Below are 18,909 nucleotides of genomic sequence, written 5' to 3' on the forward strand. Positions count from 1 at the left end.
CGCACACTGAATCAGAGCGCTCAACTCGGGGGGCGGTGGGGTGCGTCGGGCAAGCCCGTCACCCCACCGCGCCTTCCACACCCTTCATCGGCTTCCACACGTTTCCGAATTCATACGCTCAGCTCTCATTCGCGCCGCATCCGTTCGCGCCGCATCCGTTCGCGACGCGTCCAATGCGTTCCGCATTCACACGCTTCAACGGGGGTCTCTCACCATGCGTTCCGCACCCACGCCTGCCGCGCCACGGCAACGGCGGCGCGCCGCGCTCGCCGCCACCGGCCTCGTCGCCGCCCTGGCGCTCACCGCGACCGCCTGTGGCGGTTCGGAGAAGGACGAGGCCGACGCCAAGCCCAGCGGCGGCACCTCCCAGGCCGCCGACACCGGCACCGGCACCGGCACCGGCACCGGCACCGGCACCGGCACCGGCGGTGAGGGAAAGGCCGAGGTCCCGGCCGGCCTCGCGGACCGGCTCAAGGAGCACGGCATCGACGTCGACCGGTGGAAGGACGGCGGCTGGAAGGACTGGGACAAGGACGAGTGGCTCAGTGAGGCAAAGGACTTCGTCAATCCGGTGATCGAGGGTCTGTGGGAGCCGGACCGGATGCAGTCCGCGACCGAGGCCGACAAGACCGTCACGACCAAGGACACCGCCGCGGACCAGGGCGCCACCGACCCGGAGCCGACGCCCGTCGAGGCCGTGGCCGAGAAGACGCCGTACCACGACAACGCCGCCCCGGTCGGCAAGGTCTTCTTCGACTCCCCGGAGGGTTCGATGGTCTGCTCCGGCACGGTCGTCAAGGACGCGAACCACCCGGGCAAGTCCAACCTGGTCTGGACCGCGGGCCACTGCGTGCACGCCGGCGGCAGCGGCGGCTGGTACCGCAACATCGCCTTCGTACCGTCGTACAACGATCTCGGCAAGGCCGAGGCGGAGCTGGCGAGCGCGACGACCACCGAGATGGCCCCGTACGGCACCTGGTGGGCCGACTGGGCCTCGACCTCGAACCAGTGGATCAAGGGCGGTGCGGAGGACGGCGGCGACGGAGCCGCGTACGACTACTCCGTGCTGCACGTGAAGCCGGAGCAGGGCGGCAAGTCCCTGGAGGAGACGGTCGGCGCCGCCTTGGAGGTGGACTTCTCCGCCCCTTCCGCGACGGAGGTCGCCAGCATGGGCGCCTGGGGCTACCCGGCCGCCGCGCCGTACAACGGCCTGGAGATGTTCAAGTGCGTCGACCGGCCCGGCCGGCTGTCGCTGAGCCCGTCGCTGCCGACGATGTACCGCATCGGCTGCACCATGACCGGCGGCTCGTCCGGCGGTGGCTGGTTCCGGGTGGTGGACGGCGAGACCAAGCTGGTCTCGAACACCTCGATCGGCCCGCTGGAGAACACCTGGCTGGCGGGACCGCAGCTCGGCCGGGAAGCCGAGGCCATGTACCAGAAGATGAGTCAGACGTACGGCGGCCGGTGACACGCACGCGCACGTGCTGAGGGCCCGCCCCCTGTCGGCAGGGGGCGGGCCCTCGTCGTCGCTGTGCGACCGAGCGGACCTCAGGCGAGCGGGACCGGAACGTACGGCGTGAGCTCCGCCGCCAGTTCCTCGTGCACCCGCACCTTGAGCAGGGTGCCCTCCGGGGTGTGCTCCTCGGAGATCACCTCGCCCTCGTCATGGGCACGGGCGACCAGCTTGCCGTGGGTGTACGGCACGAGCGCCTCGATCTCGACCGACGGGCGCGGCAGATCGTTGTCGAGCAGAGCGAGCAGTTCGTCGATGCCCTGGCCGGTGCGCGCCGAGACGGCGATGGACCGCTTCTCGGTCCGCAGCAGCCGCTGGAGCACCAGCGGGTCGGCCATGTCGGCCTTGTTGATCACGACGATCTCGGGTACTTCGGTGGCGCCGACGTCCCTGATCACCTCGCGCACGGCGGCCAACTGCTCCTCCGGGACCGGGTGCGAACCGTCCACCACGTGCAGGATCAGGTCGGAGTCGCCGACCTCCTCCATCGTGGAGCGGAACGCCTCGACCAAGTGGTGCGGCAGGTGCCGGACGAAGCCGACGGTGTCCGCCAGGGTGTACAGCCGGCCGCTCGGTGTCTCGGCGCGGCGCACGGTCGGGTCGAGAGTGGCGAACAGCGCGTTCTCCACCAGCACGCCCGCGCCCGTGAGGCGGTTGAGCAGCGAGGACTTGCCCGCGTTGGTGTAACCCGCGATGGCGACGGACGGCACCTTGTGGCGCTTGCGCTCCTGGCGCTTGATCTCGCGGCCGGTCTTCATGTCCGCGATCTCGCGGCGCATCTTCGCCATCTTCTCGCGGATCCGGCGCCGGTCCGTCTCGATCTTGGTCTCACCGGGGCCGCGGGTGGCGAGACCGCCGCCCTTGCCGCCACCCATCTGCCGGGACAGCGACTGACCCCAGCCGCGCAGCCTCGGCAGCATGTACTGCATCTGCGCGAGCGCGACCTGTGCCTTGCCCTCTCGGGACTTGGCGTGCTGGGCGAAGATGTCCAGGATCAGGGCCGTACGGTCGATGACCTTGACCTTGACGACGTCCTCGAGGTGGATGAGCTGACCCGGGCTGAGCTCACCGTCGCAGATGACGGTGTCCGCGCCCGTGTCGAGGACGACGTCGCGCAGTTCCTCGGCCTTGCCGGAGCCGATGTAGGTGGCGGCGTCGGGCTTGTCACGGCGCTGGACGACTCCGTCGAGCACGAGCGCGCCGGCGGTCTCCGCGAGGGCGGCCAGCTCGGCGAGGGAGTTCTCCGCGTCCTGCACGGTGCCCGAGGTCCACACGCCGACGAGGACGACCCGCTCCAGACGGAGCTGGCGGTATTCGACCTCGGTGACGTCCTCGAGCTCGGTGGAGAGGCCCGCCACCCGGCGCAGGGCCGCGCGGTCGGAGCGGTCGAACTGCTCACCGTCCCACTTCGGGTCGATGTCGTGGCTCCAGGCGACGTCCTCTTCCATCAGGGCATCGGCCCGGAGGCCCTCGGGATAGGTCTGCTCGAGACGCTTCGTGTCCTGGGAGGGGGAAGAAGAGGAGGTCATTGGATCCTTACGTAGCTGGATTCGAATCGCGCGGCACTGATACCGCGACATTCCGCACAACGCACGAGTCGCCGTGGAGATTCCCGCGGTGCCCCTGCCGTGCCGTCCCGAAGATGGTCGCACGGCACGGGCCGTCTCGTCACCGGCTTATTCCCCGCGCGCCTTCCCGGTGCCGGCCGCCGGCGCCTGGTCGGTCGCCGTCGGCTTCCAGTCCGGGTGGCCGGGCATCGGCGGGGTCTTCTCGCCGTACAGCCAGGCCTGGAAGAAGCCGCCCAGGTCTCGGCCGGAGATCTCGGAGGCGAGCCGGACGAAGTCGGCGGTCGTTGCCGTGCCGTCCCGGTGACGGCTGACCCAGGCACGTTCGAGGCGCTCGAAGGCGGGGCGGCCGACCTCCTGGCGCAGGGCGTAGAGCACGAGGGCGGCACCGTCGTACACGTTGGAGCGGAAGATCCCGGTCTTGCTGCCGTTCTTCGGCGGCTCGGGAGCGGCCGGCGGTCCGCCCGCCGCGCGCCAGCGGTCGGAGGCGCCGTAGGCGGCCTTCATGCGCGCCGCCATGGGCTTGTCCGCGGTCTCCTGCGCGTACAGCGCCTCGTACCAGGTGGCGTGTCCCTCGTTGAGCCACAGGTCGGACCAGGTGCCCGGGCTGACGCTGTTGCCGAACCACTGGTGGGCCAGCTCGTGCACCATGATCGACTCGGTGTACCACCTGGGGTAGGCGGGTTCGGTGAACAGCTCCCGCTCGAAGAGGGAGAGGGTCTGGGTCTCGAGTTCGAAGCCGGTGGTGGCGTCGGCGATGAGCAGGCCGTAGGTCTCGAAGGGGTAGCGCCCGACCTTGTCCTCCATCCAGGCGATCTGGCCGGGGGTCTTCTCCAGCCACGGTTCGAGCGCCGCGCGGTGCTTCGTCGGCACGACGTCCCGCACGGGCAGTCCGTGCGGACCGGTGCGGTGCAGGACCGTGGAGCGGCCGATGGACACCTGGGCCAGCTCGGTGGCCATCGGGTGCTCGGTGCGGTACGTCCAGGTGGTCGCTCCGCCGGCCCGGTCCACGCTCGTCGGCAGGCCGTTGGCGACGGCCGTGAGCCCGTCGGGGGCGGTCACGCTGATGGTGAAGCGCGCCTTGTCGGAGGGGTGGTCGTTGCAGGGGAAGACCAGGTGGGCGACGTCGGCCTGGTTGGCCATGGCGAGGCCGTCGGAGGTACGCACCCAGCCGCCCTGGCGGTCCTCGGGGTACACGGGGTCGCTGCTGTGCCGCACGGTGATACGCGTCCACTCCCCCTCGTCGAGCGCGTCCTCGGGCGTGACGACGAGGTCCTCGCCGGCCGTGGCGAAGCCGGCGGGCTCGCCGTCGACCTCGACGGAGTCGACCTCGCCGTGCGCGAAGTCGAGGTTGACCCGGTCGAGGTCGGCCGTCGTCCGGGCGTCGATGGTGGTGACGGCCTTCAGCGGCTCGCTGTTGCCGCCGGAGTAGGTGAAGGACAGGTCGTAGGCCACCACGTCGTAGCCGGGATTGCCCAGGTGCGGGAAGAGGCGGTCGCCGACGCCCAGGGGGGCGGGCGGGGCGCTCGCGGCGACCAGGCAGACGGAGACGGCCGAGGCGAGCAGCGCCGCGGCCCTGAACCGGCGGCGGGACCACGCGCGGGGCCGCGGAGTCGGGGGGTGAGGGGTGTGCAGCATCCCCCACGGCTATCAGCGCGTGCCCGCGCCTCGGCGACGGCGCGCGCCCGGGGCACCCGAACGGGTACGTCCCGGCGGCCGGCGACCGGTCCGGCTCAGACTCCCGTGGTCTGCGGCTGCGCTCTGCTCACGTCGTACACACCGGCGACGTCGCGCATCGCGCGCATGAGGGCGGGCAGCCGCGCGGCGTCCGGGAGCAGGACGGTGTAGGTGTGACGGACCCGCTGCCGGTCGGGGGGTTCGACGGTCGCGGAGACGATCTCGGCGCCTTCGAGGGCCATGGCCTCGGTGAGATCGGCCAGGAGGTGCGGGCGGCCGAACGATTCGGCGAGCAGGGTGACCCGGCACTGGGAGCTCTCTCCCCAGCGCACGCCGACCTCCGCGCGCCCCGCGCTCTTCATCCGCGCCACCACCGCGCACTGGGATCGGTGCACGGTCACCACTCCCCCGCGCACGGCGAAGCCGGTGATCTCGTCGAGTGGTACGGGGGTGCAGCAGCCTGCCAGCCGCACGGTCGCGCCCGGCGGGTCGACGAGCACGTCGGCGGAGGCGGGGCGGACGGCCGGGCCGTCGGACGTGGGGCGCGAGGCGGGCGCCCCGCCGGTGGCGGGATGCCGGGACGTCGCCTCCGCATCGGCGGGCACCTGCTCCCGGCGCGCCGCGAGCCGGCGCTGGATGGCGATCCGCGCCGCGGGCGTGCGGGCGTGCTCCAGCCACTCCCTGGAGGGCTCGGAGGCGGGGTCCTGGCCCATCAGGAGCTGCACCGTGTCGCCGTCCCGCAGCACCGTGCTCATGGTCGCCAGGCGGCCGTTGACCCGGGCGCCGATGGTCGCGTGCGCGTCCTCGCCGTACTGGGCGTACGCGGCGTCCACGCAGGTCGCGCCCTCGGGCAGGCCGAGGGTGCCGCCGTCGGGCCGGAAGACGGTGATCTCCCGGTCCTGGGCGAGGTCCTCGCGGAGGGTGGACCAGAAGGTGTCGGGGTCGGGGGCGCCCCGCTGCCAGTCGAGCAGCCGGGAGAGCCAGCCGGGCCGGGTCGGGTCGGCGCGCTCGCCCTCGCCCGCGGTCTGCTCCTCCGACGGCGGGGCGTAGGGATTGCCGAGCGCGACGACGCCGGCCTCGGCGACCTTGTGCATCTGGTGGGTGCGGATGAGGACCTCGACGACCTGGCCGTCCTGCGCGCGGGCCACCGCGGTGTGCAGCGACTGGTACAGGTTGAACTTGGGTACGGCGATGAAGTCCTTGAACTCGGAGACGACGGGCGTCATGCAGGTGTGCAGCTCGCCGAGGACGGCATAGCAGTCGGCGTCCTCCTGGACCAGCACCAGGAGGCGGCCGAAGTCGGCGCCGCCCAGTGGGCCGCGTTTGCGGGAGACGCGGTGCACGGAGACGAAGTGGCGGGGGCGGATGAGGACTTCGGCGGTGATGTCGGCCTCGCGCAGCACCTTGCGCACCTCGTCGGCCACGGCGGCGAGCGGGTCGTCCGCGCGGGCGGCGTTCTCGTCGACCAGCGCCCGCGTGTGCTGGTACTCCTCGGGGTGCATGACCGCGAAGACGAGATCCTCCAGCTCTGACTTGAGCGCCTGTACGCCGAGCCGTTCGGCGAGCGGGATGAGCACGTCCCGGGTGACCTTGGCGATGCGTTCCTGTTTCTCCCGGCGCATGACGCCGAGGGTGCGCATGTTGTGCAGCCGGTCGGCGAGTTTGATCGACATCACGCGGACGTCGTTGCCGGTGGCGAGGAGCATCTTGCGGAAGGTCTCGGGCTCGGCGGCGGCGCCGTAGTCGACCTTCTCCAGCTTGGTGACACCGTCGACGAGGTAGCGGACCTCGGCGCCGAACTGCTCGCCCACCTGGTCGAGCGTCACGTCGGTGTCCTCGACGGTGTCGTGGAGGAGGGAGGCGGTCAGGGTGGTGGTCTCCGCGCCGAGTTCGGCGAGGATCAGGGTCACGGCGAGGGGGTGGGTGATGTACGGCTCGCCGCTCTTGCGCATCTGGCCGCGGTGCGAGGACTCCGCCAGCACGTAGGCGCGGCGCAGTGGATCGAGGTCGGCGTCGGGGTGGTGGGCGCGGTGGGCCTCGACGACGTGGCCGATGGCGTCGGGCAGCCGGCCGCGGGCGGTGGAGCCGAGCAGTGCGGCGCGGCCCAGGCGGCGCAGGTCGATCCGGGGGCGGGCCTTCCTGCGGGGCGCGGCCGGCGCGACGGCACCGTTGGCCGCGGGCGTCACAGGGCCTGGGCTCGCTGGATTCACGGCCTCCGCGTTCATGGGCACCTCCGGCTGCACGGACCGGCGGACGGGGTATCCCAGGGCGGACACGGCTCAGGGGATGGTGTCGGTCCCCCGTCCGGGCCGGTGCTTGATGCTATCGAGCCCATCGCGTGCGGCCGACCGCCTCTCGCCGAGCGTGAAACGGATCACCCATTCGAGCGATGGTCCGAGAGTTTACGTTTTCGCACTGAATGTCAGGGTCTGAGTGCCGTCGACCGGACGGCGGTTCAAGCGATCACCCCTTCCAGCCATCCGGCGTCGATCTCGCCCTCGGCGACGATCACCGCGGGGCCGGTCATCTCGATCTCGCCGTCGGGGCGCTCGGTGATCACCAGGGTGCCGCCGGGCACGTCGACGGTGTACGTCGCCGGAGTACCGGTGACCGCCGGGTCGGCGCCGTCCCGGCGGGCGGTGGCGACGGCGACGGCGCACGCGCCGGTGCCGCAGGAGCGGGTCTCCCCGGAGCCGCGCTCGTGCACGCGCATCGCCACCTGGCGGGGGCCGCGGTCGACCACGAACTCGACGTTGACGCCGTCCGGGTAGGCCGTGGCGGGCCGGAAGGGCGGCGGAGAGTACAGGTCGCCGGCGTCGGCGAGGTCGGCGACGAAGGCGACCGCGTGCGGGTTGCCCATGTTCACGTTCCGCGCGGGCCAGTCGCGCTCGCCGACGCTCACCTCGACGTCCCCCTCGGGGAGCAGCGCGCGGCCCATGCCGACGGTGATGTCGCCCGCGGCGGAGCCGTTGTCGGACACGGCCTTGGCGATGTGCACGGTCTTCACGCCGCCGCGCGTGGCGATGGCGAGGTCACCCTCGGTGGCGTGCCCGGCACGCTGGAGGTAGCGCGCGAAGACCCGTACGCCGTTGCCGCACATCTCCGCGACCGAGCCGTCGCCGTTGCGGTAGTCCATGAACCACTCCGCCTCGGCCGCCATGTCCTTGGCCTCGGGGTGGGCCGCGGACCGCACCACGTGCAGCAGTCCGTCGCCGCCGATGCCCGCGCGTCGGTCGCACAGGGCGGCCACGGCGGCGGGGGGCAGGTCGATGGCGTTCTCCGGGTCCGGGACGATCACGAAGTCGTTCTCGGTGCCGTGACCCTTGAGGAAGGCGATCCGCGTGCTCATTCCTCGATCGTACGGGGTCGGTACGACAGAACGTCGAGGAGCGGACGCGCGCGGAGGAGGCGCCGGGGCGGAGAGCCGCGTGAAGGAGGGGCGGACGCGGAACGCCCGCCCGCACCGGTGTTGCCCGGGCAGTGTGCTCGTGTCAGCCGCGCAGGCGGGCGACCCGCCACACGGCGAGGACGACGACGGCGGCGACCGCGAGGGCGTACACGAGGATCATCCGCCAGTCGGCACGGCGTCCCGAGCCGCGCTGCGGCAGGCCCGGCCAGGTGTAGCCGACCCGGCGGGCGGCCATCATGCCCCAGCCGGCCGCGCAGGAGCAGATCAGCAGCCCCAGCATCGCGATGACGGCGCCGCTGTCGCCGAAGTCGAAGGCGAGCGGGAAGGCGAACATCAGGGAGCCGACCGCGGCCAGGCACACGATGGGCGCCAGTTGCCAGATCCGCAGCCGTCGCTGCGGACGCAGCTCGACCTCGACCTCGTCCCCGTACATCTCGTCGGGCTCGGGACCGTCGGCGGACACGCCCTCCGGCGTCTCGTCGGGGCCGTCGGGGCTCAGCGAGGCTCCGTCCGGCTCCGGGCCGCCGTGGTCGGCGCTGCCGTGCTCGGCGCTTGGTGCGGTGTCGCGAGGGCCGGCCTCCATCGCCACGCGCCCTCCCAACTAGGATTCACTCGGTCGATCGAAGCTCGATGATGGCACGCCGCCGAAGGCCCGGATGACGGCCGGGGCGTCCCGATGCCATCACGTGATCAGGCTGTAACCGGTCGTTCGACCAACGACAGGGCGAGCTGCGGAAGTTCCGTGCGGTCCGCCACAGCCCCACTCAACCAGTGCACCCGCGGATCGCGCCTGAACCACGAATCCTGACGGCGCGCGAAGCGTTTGGTGGCACGGACGGTCTCGGCCCGCGCCTCGTCCAGCGTGCACTCGCCGGCGAGCGCCGCGAGCACCTGCTGGTAGCCGAGCGCGCGCGACGCCGTACGCCCCTCGCGCAACCCCTGGGCCTCGAGTGCGCGTACCTCCTCGACCAGGCCCGCCTCCCACATCCGGTCGACGCGGTGGGCGATCCGCTCGTCCAGCTCGGGGCGCGCCACGTCGACGCCGATCTGCACGGTGTCGTAGACGGAGTCGTGGCCGGGGAGGTTGGCCGTGAAGGGCTTGCCGGTGATCTCGATCACCTCGAGGGCGCGCACGATCCGGCGCCCGTTGCCGGGCAGGATGGCCCGCCCGGCCTCCGGGTCGGCGGCGGCCAGGCGGGCGTGCAGCTCCCCGGGGCCCCGCAGCGCGAGCTCTTCCTCAAGCCGGGCCCTGACCTCCGGGTCGGTGCCGGGGAACTCCAGGTTGTCGACGGCGCCGCGGACGTAGAGGCCGGAGCCGCCGACGAGGACCGGCCAGCGTCCGTCGGCGAGCAGCGCGTCGATCCGCTCCCGCGCCAGCCTCTGGTACTCGGCGACGGACGCCGTGACCGTCACGTCCCAGATGCCGAGCAGATGGTGCGGGACGTCTCCGCGTTCCTCGGGCGTCAGCTTGGCGGTGCCGATGTCCATCCCACGGTAGAGCTGCATGGAGTCGGCGTTGACGACCTCGCCGCCGAGCCGCTGGGCCAGGAAGACGCCCAGATCGGACTTTCCGGCCGCGGTGGGTCCGACTACGGCGATGACGCGGGGGGCGGGGGGTGCGCTGCTCACCGCACCAGTCTCGCAAACCTCTCGCCCGGCCCTCGAACGAGTTACGTGACGGTGCGGGGCCGGGATCGTTGCCCGTTGCGAGATTCCCGCGCCCCGGACCACCGGGGCCACGGCCCCGGCCACGCAAACGGACGCACCGGATGCCGCGGGATTTCGCCCGCACGAGTAATGTATGGAGTTGATATGGGCGTTTTTGCACGGCTTTTTCGGAGGTCCAAGACCACGGAGGAGGCGCCGACCGCCGAGGTGTCGGCCGACACCCCGGAGCCCGAGCGTGCGGTGGAGAAGAGCGCGGCCGAGACCGCTGAACCGGCCGAGGCCGGGCCCCGGAACACGGCACAGGGCGCCGAGGCCGACGACACCGCCGAGGCCGACGGGTCCGCCGACTCGGAGAACGTCGGTATCCCCAAGCAGCAGTCCGCCGGGGAGGCCGTCGACAACGAGGCCGACAAGGGCGCCCGCACCTGACTGCCCCGTGAGGGAAGGCGAGCCATGGGTCTGCTGGACAACTTGAAGGCCAAACTGGGACCGGCGAAGGGCAAGGTCTCCGACCTCGCGCAGCAGCACGGGGACAAGATCGATAGCGGTCTCGACAAGGTGGCGAGGACCGTCGACGAGAGGACCAAGGGCAAGTACAGCGACCGGATCCAGACGGGCACGGGCAAGGCGAAGGGCGCCGTGGACCGTCTCGCCCACAAGGACGCCGACGGCACGGACGGAGGCGGAAACGCCCCCGGCGCCACTCCGGGCGGCACCACTCCGGGCGGCACCCCGCCGGCCGGACCGCCTCCGGCCGGACCGCCTCCGGCCGGACCGCCTCCGGCTTCCTGACCCGCGCAGCCCGCCCGGCACGCGGGCGGGTCACCGGCACATCGGCGGACGGTCAAGAGCTGATCAGCTCCGGGCCGTCCGCCGGCCTGTACGGGCCTGGGCCGGCCTCCTACGACCAGGTGGCCGCGACGTACCCCACCCCGTACGGCGCGTCCTCGTACAGCAGCGTGCCGGCGAGAGCCGTGTCCCCGGCCGCGCCCGCGAGGACCTGCCAGGGCGCCCGGCCGGACACCTTCAGCTCACGGGCCAGTGCGGCGTCCAGCGCCGCGAGGGCGGCCACGTCCGCCGCTCCCAGCGCACGCCCCACCTCCGCGTCGAAGGGCGCGGCCCGCTCGTCGAGGTACCCGGGGGCCTTGAGCGTGCGGCACGCGCTGGCGTCGCCCAGCACCAGCAGAGCACTCCGCCGGTCCCGCGCGGCGACGTCCCGTCCGAGCGCCGCGCAGCGCTCGGCGGGGAAGGCCTCTCCCACGCCGATGCCCTCGACGGGGGCGTCGGCCCACCCCGTACGCCCGAGCAGCCAGGCCCCCACCGCGAGCCCGTACGGCAGCCCACGCGCGGTCCGCTCGCTCTCCGGACCGCGGTCCGGGCCCAGGCTCACGTCCAGATCCACTCCGAAGCCGCGGAACGAGCCCCGCGTGCCCTGCGGGTAGGTCTCGGGTCCGGCGCCGTCCGCGGGTCCGACGACGAGGAGCCGGTCGGGCCGGGCGGCGGCGAGCACACCCAGCGCGTCCGTGCAGGCGGCACGCGCTGCGTCCAGCTCGGGTGCGGCGCCCGCGGCCACCTCCGGCACGAGCAGCGGCGGGCAGGGGCAGACAGCGGCGGCGACAAGCATGACCGGCAGCGTAACCCCCGTGCCACCGTCCGCTGTCGCGTGGCCCGCGGTCAGTCGCAGCCGCAGCCGCTCGCCACGGCCGGCTGGGGCTCGGGAACGCCGATCTTCGGCAGGCCCAGCAGCACGCCCACGGGCTTGGCCGGCTCGGTCGCGTTGCGCTTCTCCCAGGCGTCCCCGGCCCGGGTGCGGCGCACGTCGAGTACCGCGCCCTCGGCGAGGAGGTGGTGCGGGGCCGCGTAGGTGATCTCGACCGTCACCACGTCGCCCGGGCGGACCTCCTGGTCGGGCTTGGTGAAGTGCACCAGGCGGTTGTCGGGGGCGCGGCCGGAGAGACGGTGGGTGGCGCCGTCCTTGCGGCCCTCACCCTCGGCGACCATCAGCTCCAGGGTGCGGCCGACCTGCTTCTTGTTCTCCTCCCAGGAGATCTCCTCCTGGAGGGCGACGAGACGCTCGTAGCGCTCCTGGACGACCGCCTTGGGGATCTGGTCGTCCATTTCGGCGGCCGGGGTGCCGGGCCGCTTGGAGTACTGGAAGGTGAAGGCCTGGGCGAACCGGGCCTCGCGCACCACGTGGAGGGTCTGCTCGAAGTCCTCCTCGGTCTCGCCGGGGAAGCCCACGATGATGTCGGTGGTGATCGCCGCGTGCGGGATGGCCGCCCGCACCTTCTCGATGATCCCCAGGTAGCGCTCCTGGCGGTACGAACGGCGCATCGCCTTGAGCACCGGGTCGGAGCCGGACTGGAGCGGCATGTGGAGCTGCGGCATGGCGTTCGGCGTCTCGGCCATGGCGGCGATGACGTCGTCGGTGAAGTCGCGCGGGTGCGGGGAGGTGAAGCGGACGCGCTCCAGGCCGTCGATGTTCCCGCAGGCGCGCAGAAGCTTGCTGAACGCCTCGCGGTCGCCGATGTCGGAACCGTAGGCGTTGACGTTCTGCCCGAGAAGGGTGATCTCGCTGACGCCCTCGGCGACCAGGGCCTCGACCTCGGCGAGGATGTCGCCGGGGCGGCGGTCCTTCTCCTTGCCGCGCAGCGCCGGGACGATGCAGAAGGTGCACGTGTTGTTGCAGCCGACGGAGATGGAGACCCAGGCCGCGTAGGCGCTCTCGCGGCGGGTCGGGAGCGTGGACGGGAACGCCTCCAGGGACTCGGCGATCTCGACCTGCGCCTCTTCCTGGACGCGGGCGCGCTCCAGCAGCACGGGGAGCTTGCCGATGTTGTGCGTGCCGAAGACGACGTCCACCCAGGGCGCCCGCTTCACGATGGTGTCGCGGTCCTTCTGCGCCAGGCAGCCGCCGACCGCGATCTGCATGCCGGGCCGGCTCGCCTTCTTCGGGGCGAGGTGGCCGAGGTTGCCGTACAGCTTGTTGTCGGCGTTCTCCCGCACGGCGCAGGTGTTGAAGACGACGACGTCCGCGTCGCCGTCGGCGCCCTCGGAGGCACGGACGTAGCCCGCGTCCTCCAGCAGACCGGACAATCGCTCGGAGTCGTGGACGTTCATCTGGCACCCGTAGGTGCGTACTTCATAGGTGCGCGTGCCGCCCGCTGACTGGCTCCGGTCGATGCTGCTCATGGCAATAAGGGTAGGCGGTCGGCGCCGATGGCCCGGGCCGCCTGTGGACAACCGGGGCCGAGACCGGTCAGGACTGGCCGGAACCGGTGACCGGCGCCGGTGGTCAGGGCTCGATGAGGCCCGCGCGGATCGCGTACCGGGTGAGTTCCAGGCGGTCGCGGACGCCCAGCTTCTGGAGGAGGTTCGCGCGGTGGCGTTCGACGGTCTTGGCGCTGATGAAGAGCAGCTCGCCGATCTCCTTGGACGTGTGGCCCTCGGCGACGAGCTTGAGGATCTCCTCCTCGCGTTCGGTGATGGGCCGCTCGGGCAGTCCGCCGCCGCTGTGCAGGCGGTCCAGGTAGGAGCGGACCAGGGCCCGTTCCGCGCCCGGGTAGATGAACGGTTCGTCGCGCACGGCCGCCCGGCACGCCTCGACCAGGTCGCGATCGGCGACGGACTTGAGGACGTACCCGCAGGCACCGGCCTTGAGGGCCTCGAAGAAGTACTGCTCGTTGTCGTACATGGTCAGGATGAGGATGCGCAGCTCGGGCAGGCGGCGGGAGAGCTCGCGGGCCGCCTGGAGGCCGGTCATGCGGGGCATGGCCACGTCCAGGACGGCCAGGTCGACCTCGGTGGCCCGCGCCGCCGCGACCGCCTCGGCTCCGTCGCCGGCCTCGGCGACGACCGTAAGGTCCGGTTCGCCGTCCAGAATCAGGCGCACTCCGCGGCGTACGAGGGTGTGGTCGTCGGCGAGCAGAACGCGGATCGGGGGCCGGGCGGGCATCAGGGGCGGTCTCCGGTTCGGTCCGGGGACCGGTCCCCGATGACGTCCAGGGCCCGGCCCGCGGTCCGGTCCCCCGGCGGGACGGGGACGCGCAGGCGCACGTCGGTGCCCCGTACGGGGGCGGGTTGGAAGTGGATCTCGGCTCCTGTCAACAGGGCCCGTTCGCGCATACCCCGGATGCCGGCGCCCTCGGGGGCCGCGCCGAGGCCGGTGCCGTTGTCGCGGACGAGTAGTTCGACGCAGTCCGGCAGCGCGCGGAGACTGAGCTCCGCGCGGTCTGCGGCGGCGTGGCGGGCGGTGTTGGTCAGACCCTCCTGGGCCACCCGGTAGATCACGAGTTCCGCCTCCGGGGCGAGCGGGGGCAGGGCGCCGGGGACCTGATGGTGAACGGTCAGCCCGTGGTGCGTGAACTCGGCGGCGAGCGAGCGCAGGGCGCTGGCGAGGCCGAGCTCCTCGAGGACACCGGGGCGCAGACGACGGGCGATGCGGCGGATCTCGTCGAGGCCGGCCCGGGTGGCCTCCTGGGCGAGGGACACGTCCTCGCGCAGTTCGCCGGGCACCCGGTCGGCGACCCGCTTGAGCTGGAGGAGCACGGCGGTGAGGGTCTGGCCGACCTCGTCGTGGAGCTCGCGGGCGATGCGATGTCGTTCGCGTTCCTGGGCTTGCAGGGCACGGCCGGCGCCCGCGGCGCGTTCGGCCTGGAGCCGGTCCAGCATCGTGTTGTACGTCGCTGTGAGCTGCGCCGCCTCGGCCGGTCCGGCGACCGTCGGGCGGGCCCCGGGCACCAGCAGGTCGGCGGTGGCCATGGCCCGGCCCAGCCTGTGCAGCGGGGTGAGACCCATGCGCAGGACGACCGCGTTGCCGGCCAGCAGCGCCGCGAGGCCCGCCAGCAGGATCAGCGCCTCCCCGGGCAGGACGGGCGTCGACACGGTGACGGGTCCCAGCAGCAGTGCTGTGGCGACGACCAGGCCCGCGGCGTTGAGCGAGAAAATCCGCCAGAACAACGACACGGTCCTCTTCCCGCTCCTCCCGGCCTTCGCGCACGACACCGCCGCAGCCAGCTTCGCCGCCCGCGACCGGCCGCGTATATCCGTCACGACACCCATATCGCCACCGTACGTGCGGATGACAGCATGGCGAGGTCGCGAGCACGTCACGCACGTGCGGGAAGTGCGGCAAGGGAAGCAAGACGAATGAGGGGAAAGCTCGTGTCAGCTCCACGCCTGAAGGCGACGCCGCTGCCGGGTATCGGGGTCCAGTACGACCTGGTGACCCGCGAACACCGCCACCTGTCGGTGGTGGCACACCGCGACGGCACCCGCACGGTGAACATGTACCGGGCCGACGACCCCGATTCCTGCGCCCACTCGCTTCGACTGGCCGGCGCGGAGGCGGGCGCGCTGATCGACGCGCTGAAGCCTTCCCACCACAGCGCGAGCCTGCTCTACACCACGGATCTCGGCCTGGTCGCCGAGCGGATCGAGGTGGCCGCGACCTCCCGCTGGAACGGCCGTCTGCTGGGCGAGACGTGCATGCGGACCGAGACCGGCGCGTCGATCGTCGCGGTGCTGCGGCGGGCCGAGGCGATTCCGTCGCCGGCGCCGGACTTCCGGCTGGTGGGTGGCGACACCCTGATCGTCATCGGCACCCGCGAGGGCGTCGACGCGGCCGCGACGATACTCGGGCAGGAGTGAGCCGGTGCACTCCGCGGTTCTGCTGATCGAGTTCGGTTCCATCATCCTGGGACTCGGGCTGCTCGGCCGGTTCGCCGGCCGGTACCGCCTCTCCCCCATCCCGCTGTACCTGCTGGCCGGGCTGGCGTTCGGCGAGGGCGGGCTGCTGCCGCTGGGCGCGAGCGAGGAGTTCGTCGCCATCGGCGCCGAGATCGGCGTCATCCTCCTGCTGCTGATGCTCGGCCTCGAGTACACGGCCGGCGACCTGGTCACCAACCTCAAGTCCCACTACCCGGCCGGCCTCGTGGACTGCGCGTTCAACGCCGTGCCGGGTGCGGTGGCCGCGCTGCTGCTGGGCTGGGGCCCGGTGGCCGCCGTCGTCCTGGCCGGCGTGACCTGGATCTCCTCGTCCGGCGTCATCGCCAAGGTGCTCGGCGACCTCGGCCGGGTCGGCAACCGGGAGACTCCGGTGATCCTGAGCGTGCTGGTCCTGGAGGACCTGGCGATGGCGGTGTACCTGCCGATCGTCACGGCGCTGGTGGCCGGTGCCGGGCTGATGACCGGGAGCATCACGCTGGCGGTCGCACTGGCGGCGGCCGGCCTGGTGCTGTTCGTGGCGGTGCGGTACGGCCGTCTGATCTCGCGGTTCGTCTCCAGCGACGACCCGGAGAAGCTGCTCCTCGTGGTGCTGGGCCTGACGATCCTGGTCGCGGGCATCGCGCAGCAGCTCCAGGTCTCGGCCGCGGTGGGTGCGTTCCTGGTGGGCATCGCGCTGTCCGGGGAAGTCGCGGAGGGCGCGCACACGCTGCTGAGCCCGCTGCGGGACCTGTTCGCCGCGGTCTTCTTCGTCTTCTTCGGGCTGCACACGGACCCGGCTAGCATTCCGCCGGTTCTGCTGCCCGCGCTGGCGCTGGCCCTGCTCACCGCGGTAACCAAGATCGCCACCGGTTACTGGGCGGCGCGGCGTGCGGGAATCTCCGTGAAGGGCCGCTGGCGCACGGGCGGTGCGCTGGTGGCGCGCGGCGAGTTCTCGATCGTCATCGCGGGTCTCGCGGTCTCGGCCGGCATCGAACCGTCCCTGGGCCCGCTGGCCACGGCCTACGTCCTCATCCTGGTCGTCCTCGGCCCCCTCACCGCCCGCTTCACCGAGCCGCTGGCCACCCGCCTGTTCCGCCGCCGGGACAACCCCGACCTCCCCGGCGGCCTCCCCGATGGGACGCCGCAGACGGCGGGGGCGGAGGCGTCGGTGGGCGACTGACCCCACCTCGGCCCCGACTCGGCCTCGGTACGGCTCCGCCATGGCCCCGACTCGACCCCGGTACGCAAGTGCCGGGGTCGTCGTACGCCGGCGGCGCGGGCCGTCGCGTCGACGCACCGGCCCCGTCACGCCGTACCGAGGTGGCAACGCGCGCGGGCAACGGCGCACCCCTCCACCGCGCACCCCCGCACCGCGCACCCCGGGCCACGCGGCGCCCTCACACCGCGCCCCCGAACCGCGCCCTCGCGCCCGTGTCAGGCGCCCGGCGTCTCCACCGCCCCCGGTGTCCGCGGCGTCCACCCCTGCCGACGCAGTACGCCCAGCACGTCCGGTGCCTCGTAGTGGTCGCCCTTGAGTACCTTGCCGTCGGCTCTGCGGCTGATCCGGCCGTCGGGGCCCAGCTTGGTCATGTTGGAGCGGTGGATCTCGGCGATCACCTCGTCGAGATCGATGCCGTGGACGAGTGCCGTGCCGTAGGCGACGTAGACCACGTCGGCCAGTTCGTGCGCGAGGTGGTCGAGCGGGCCCGTCACCGACACCTCGGCGACCTCGGCGGCCTCCTCGGCGAGCAGCTCGCCTCTGTGGGCGGCCAGCTCGGGCGAGATCTCGGTCGGAGTGCTGCGGGCGTCCAGCCCGAAGGCGTGGTGGAAGGCACGGACCAGGTCGGCGGGCGAGGAACTCATGCCCACGACTGTAACGAGCACCGCTGACATTGATCCTGATACTCAGGTTCCGGTGGTCATGGCTCTGCCACTGACTGACGTCCTGCTGGACTGTCTTCTGGCTGTTCTGTCCGGCCACCGGGACCTGTTCTCATGGCTCCGGCCGGGCGGAACATGACCTGATAGGAGCTTGGTCAGAAGCCCCTTCAATGTCCTGTCTGCGCCACCCGGCCGGCGCCCACCTTCGGCTGGGAAGGCACCATCAGCATGACATCAGCGGTCATGGACAACACGGCAGACCAGGATGTGGTCGGCGGGGTCGACTCCCACACCGACACCCTCCACGTCGCGGTCATCAGCGACAACGGCGGCCATCTCGCGGACGCCGAGTTCACCACCACTGCCGCCGGATACGCCGCGGCCCTGGCCTTCCTGACCGCCCACGGCCACGTGATCGCCATCGGGGTGGAGGGCACCGCCTCCTACGGAGCCGGATTCACCCGCGCCGCCCGCGAGGCGGGGCTTCATGTCGTGGAGGTCAACCGGCCCGACCGGGCCGAACGCCGCCGCATCGGCAAGTCCGACCCCATCGACGCCTACGCCGCCGCCCGCGCCGCCCTGTCCGGACGAGCCTCCAGCGCCCCCAAGGACGACACGGTCGCGGGCATACGCGCCCTGCACAACGCCGCCCGCTCCGCGGTCAAGGCCCGCACCGCCGCCCTGAACCAGATCGGCAGCCTCCTCATCACCGCTCCCGACACCATCCGCGCCAAGTACGGCCGGCTCAAAGGAACGGACCGCACCGACGCCCTCGCCCGGCTGCGGCCCGCCGGGGACGCGGTCCATACCGCGGTCCTCACCGCGCTGAAGAGTCTCGCCCGACGCGTCAAGAAACTGACGGTCGAACACGAGACCCTGGTCAAGGCACTGGACAGCGTGGTGAGTGTCCACAACCCCGGACTGCGAGCCGCCCACGGAGTCGGCCCCGACACCGCGGCCCAACTGCTCGTCACCGCCGGAGGCAACCCCGACCGCATGCGGACCGAGGCCTCCTTCGCGGCCCTGTGCGGAGCCGCACCGGTCCCCGCCTCCAGCGGCCGGACCAACCGCCACCGCCTCTCGCGAGGCGGCGACCGGCAAGCAAACGCAGCCCTCTACCGCGTCGCCCTGGTCCGCATGTCGAGCGACTCCCGCACCCGCGAGTACGTGGCACGTCAGACCGCCGCCGGCCGGACGAAGAAGGAGATCATCCGGCTGCTGAAACGGGCCATCGCCCGGGAGATGTTCCGCTGCCTGACCACCACGGTCACCGTCCCCGGCATCGACGATCTACGGCCGCTGCGGCGGTCCAAGAACATCACCCTGACCGCTGCAGCCCGCCACTTCGCCCTCTGGCCGGCCACCATCTCCACCCTCGAACGCGGGACCCGCCGAGACGACGACCTCGCCCACGCCTACCGCAACTGGCTCCAAGCCGTTTGACAGGCAATAGGAGCATCAGTCGGCCCCGCGCGTCTCCGCGCCCTCCG

17 protein-coding genes are annotated in these 18,909 nt (G+C 72.2%); 6 read left to right on the forward strand and 11 right to left on the reverse strand.

The genetic code is table 11. The annotated features are described in order from the left end of the window. Nucleotides 1–214: 214 nt before the first annotated feature. Nucleotides 215–1,468 carry a trypsin-like serine peptidase gene (locus B1H29_RS09770; protein WP_055419871.1) on the forward strand — a complete coding sequence of 418 codons (1,254 nt, stop codon included), beginning with the start codon at nucleotides 215–217 and terminating at the stop codon, nucleotides 1,466–1,468. Between the two features lie 80 nt (nucleotides 1,469–1,548). Here the strand turns inward: B1H29_RS09770 and hflX are convergent, their stop codons facing one another. From hflX to miaA, 6 genes are all read right to left on the reverse strand, one after another. Next, nucleotides 1,549–3,042, reverse strand: a complete 1,494-nt coding sequence (gene hflX / locus B1H29_RS09775; RefSeq protein ID WP_055419872.1) for a GTPase HflX — start codon at nucleotides 3,040–3,042, stop codon at nucleotides 1,549–1,551. A gap of 147 nt (nucleotides 3,043–3,189) precedes the next feature. Then, nucleotides 3,190–4,716: a M1 family metallopeptidase gene (locus B1H29_RS09780; protein WP_055419873.1), complete on the reverse strand. Its 1,527-nt coding sequence runs from the start codon at nucleotides 4,714–4,716 to the stop codon at nucleotides 3,190–3,192. Between the two features lie 95 nt (nucleotides 4,717–4,811). Next, nucleotides 4,812–6,980, reverse strand: a complete 2,169-nt coding sequence (locus B1H29_RS09785) for a RelA/SpoT family protein (protein WP_055419996.1) — start codon at nucleotides 6,978–6,980, stop codon at nucleotides 4,812–4,814. A gap of 230 nt (nucleotides 6,981–7,210) precedes the next feature. Beyond that, entirely contained in the window at nucleotides 7,211–8,104 is an 894-nt protein-coding gene (gene dapF / locus B1H29_RS09790; protein ID WP_055419874.1) for a diaminopimelate epimerase, read from the reverse strand. Between the two features lie 142 nt (nucleotides 8,105–8,246). Further along, entirely contained in the window at nucleotides 8,247–8,747 is a 501-nt protein-coding gene (locus tag B1H29_RS09795; RefSeq protein WP_055419875.1) for a hypothetical protein, read from the reverse strand. 107 nt (nucleotides 8,748–8,854) lie between these two features. Next, nucleotides 8,855–9,793, reverse strand: coding sequence for a tRNA (adenosine(37)-N6)-dimethylallyltransferase MiaA (gene miaA, locus B1H29_RS09800; RefSeq protein WP_055419876.1), 939 nt, complete (start codon nucleotides 9,791–9,793; stop codon nucleotides 8,855–8,857). Between the two features lie 183 nt (nucleotides 9,794–9,976). Here miaA and B1H29_RS09805 point away from each other — a divergent pair, with 183 nt between their 5' ends. Continuing rightward, complete coding sequence (locus B1H29_RS09805) at nucleotides 9,977–10,261, forward strand: hypothetical protein (protein WP_055419877.1); 285 nt, start codon at nucleotides 9,977–9,979, stop codon at nucleotides 10,259–10,261. A gap of 24 nt (nucleotides 10,262–10,285) precedes the next feature. Continuing rightward, nucleotides 10,286–10,624: an antitoxin gene (locus tag B1H29_RS09810; RefSeq protein ID WP_055419878.1), complete on the forward strand. Its 339-nt coding sequence runs from the start codon at nucleotides 10,286–10,288 to the stop codon at nucleotides 10,622–10,624. Between the two features lie 109 nt (nucleotides 10,625–10,733). On the opposite strand, the gene B1H29_RS09815 is transcribed toward B1H29_RS09810, so the two are convergent. From B1H29_RS09815 to B1H29_RS09830, 4 genes are all read right to left on the reverse strand, one after another. Beyond that, entirely contained in the window at nucleotides 10,734–11,456 is a 723-nt protein-coding gene (locus tag B1H29_RS09815) for a class III extradiol dioxygenase subunit B-like domain-containing protein (protein ID WP_055419879.1), read from the reverse strand. Nucleotides 11,457–11,506: 50 nt separating this feature from the next. Next, on the reverse strand, nucleotides 11,507–13,024 hold the full coding sequence (miaB, locus tag B1H29_RS09820) for a tRNA (N6-isopentenyl adenosine(37)-C2)-methylthiotransferase MiaB (RefSeq protein WP_055419880.1): 1,518 nt from the start codon (nucleotides 13,022–13,024) through the stop codon (nucleotides 11,507–11,509). A gap of 103 nt (nucleotides 13,025–13,127) precedes the next feature. Beyond that, nucleotides 13,128–13,787, reverse strand: a complete 660-nt coding sequence (locus B1H29_RS09825; RefSeq protein ID WP_055419881.1) for a response regulator — start codon at nucleotides 13,785–13,787, stop codon at nucleotides 13,128–13,130. Then, nucleotides 13,787–14,893 carry a HAMP domain-containing sensor histidine kinase gene (locus tag B1H29_RS09830; RefSeq protein ID WP_055419882.1) on the reverse strand — a complete coding sequence of 369 codons (1,107 nt, stop codon included), beginning with the start codon at nucleotides 14,891–14,893 and terminating at the stop codon, nucleotides 13,787–13,789. Before B1H29_RS09830 ends, B1H29_RS09825 begins: the two co-directional genes overlap by 1 nt. A gap of 102 nt (nucleotides 14,894–14,995) precedes the next feature. Here B1H29_RS09830 and B1H29_RS09835 point away from each other — a divergent pair, with 102 nt between their 5' ends. Continuing rightward, nucleotides 14,996–15,481, forward strand: coding sequence for a cation:proton antiporter regulatory subunit (locus tag B1H29_RS09835; RefSeq protein ID WP_055419883.1), 486 nt, complete (start codon nucleotides 14,996–14,998; stop codon nucleotides 15,479–15,481). Between the two features lie 4 nt (nucleotides 15,482–15,485). Next, entirely contained in the window at nucleotides 15,486–16,718 is a 1,233-nt protein-coding gene (locus B1H29_RS09840) for a cation:proton antiporter (protein ID WP_055419884.1), read from the forward strand. Between the two features lie 254 nt (nucleotides 16,719–16,972). Here B1H29_RS09840 and B1H29_RS09845 read toward each other — a convergent pair whose 3' ends face one another. After that, nucleotides 16,973–17,401, reverse strand: coding sequence for a MazG nucleotide pyrophosphohydrolase domain-containing protein (locus B1H29_RS09845; protein WP_055419885.1), 429 nt, complete (start codon nucleotides 17,399–17,401; stop codon nucleotides 16,973–16,975). A gap of 261 nt (nucleotides 17,402–17,662) precedes the next feature. Here B1H29_RS09845 and B1H29_RS09850 point away from each other — a divergent pair, with 261 nt between their 5' ends. Continuing rightward, on the forward strand, nucleotides 17,663–18,862 hold the full coding sequence (locus tag B1H29_RS09850) for an IS110 family transposase (protein ID WP_055416408.1): 1,200 nt from the start codon (nucleotides 17,663–17,665) through the stop codon (nucleotides 18,860–18,862). Nucleotides 18,863–18,909: the final 47 nt, after the last annotated feature.

Source organism: Streptomyces pactum, assembly GCF_002005225.1.
Lineage (GTDB): Bacteria > Actinomycetota > Actinomycetes > Streptomycetales > Streptomycetaceae > Streptomyces > Streptomyces pactum_A.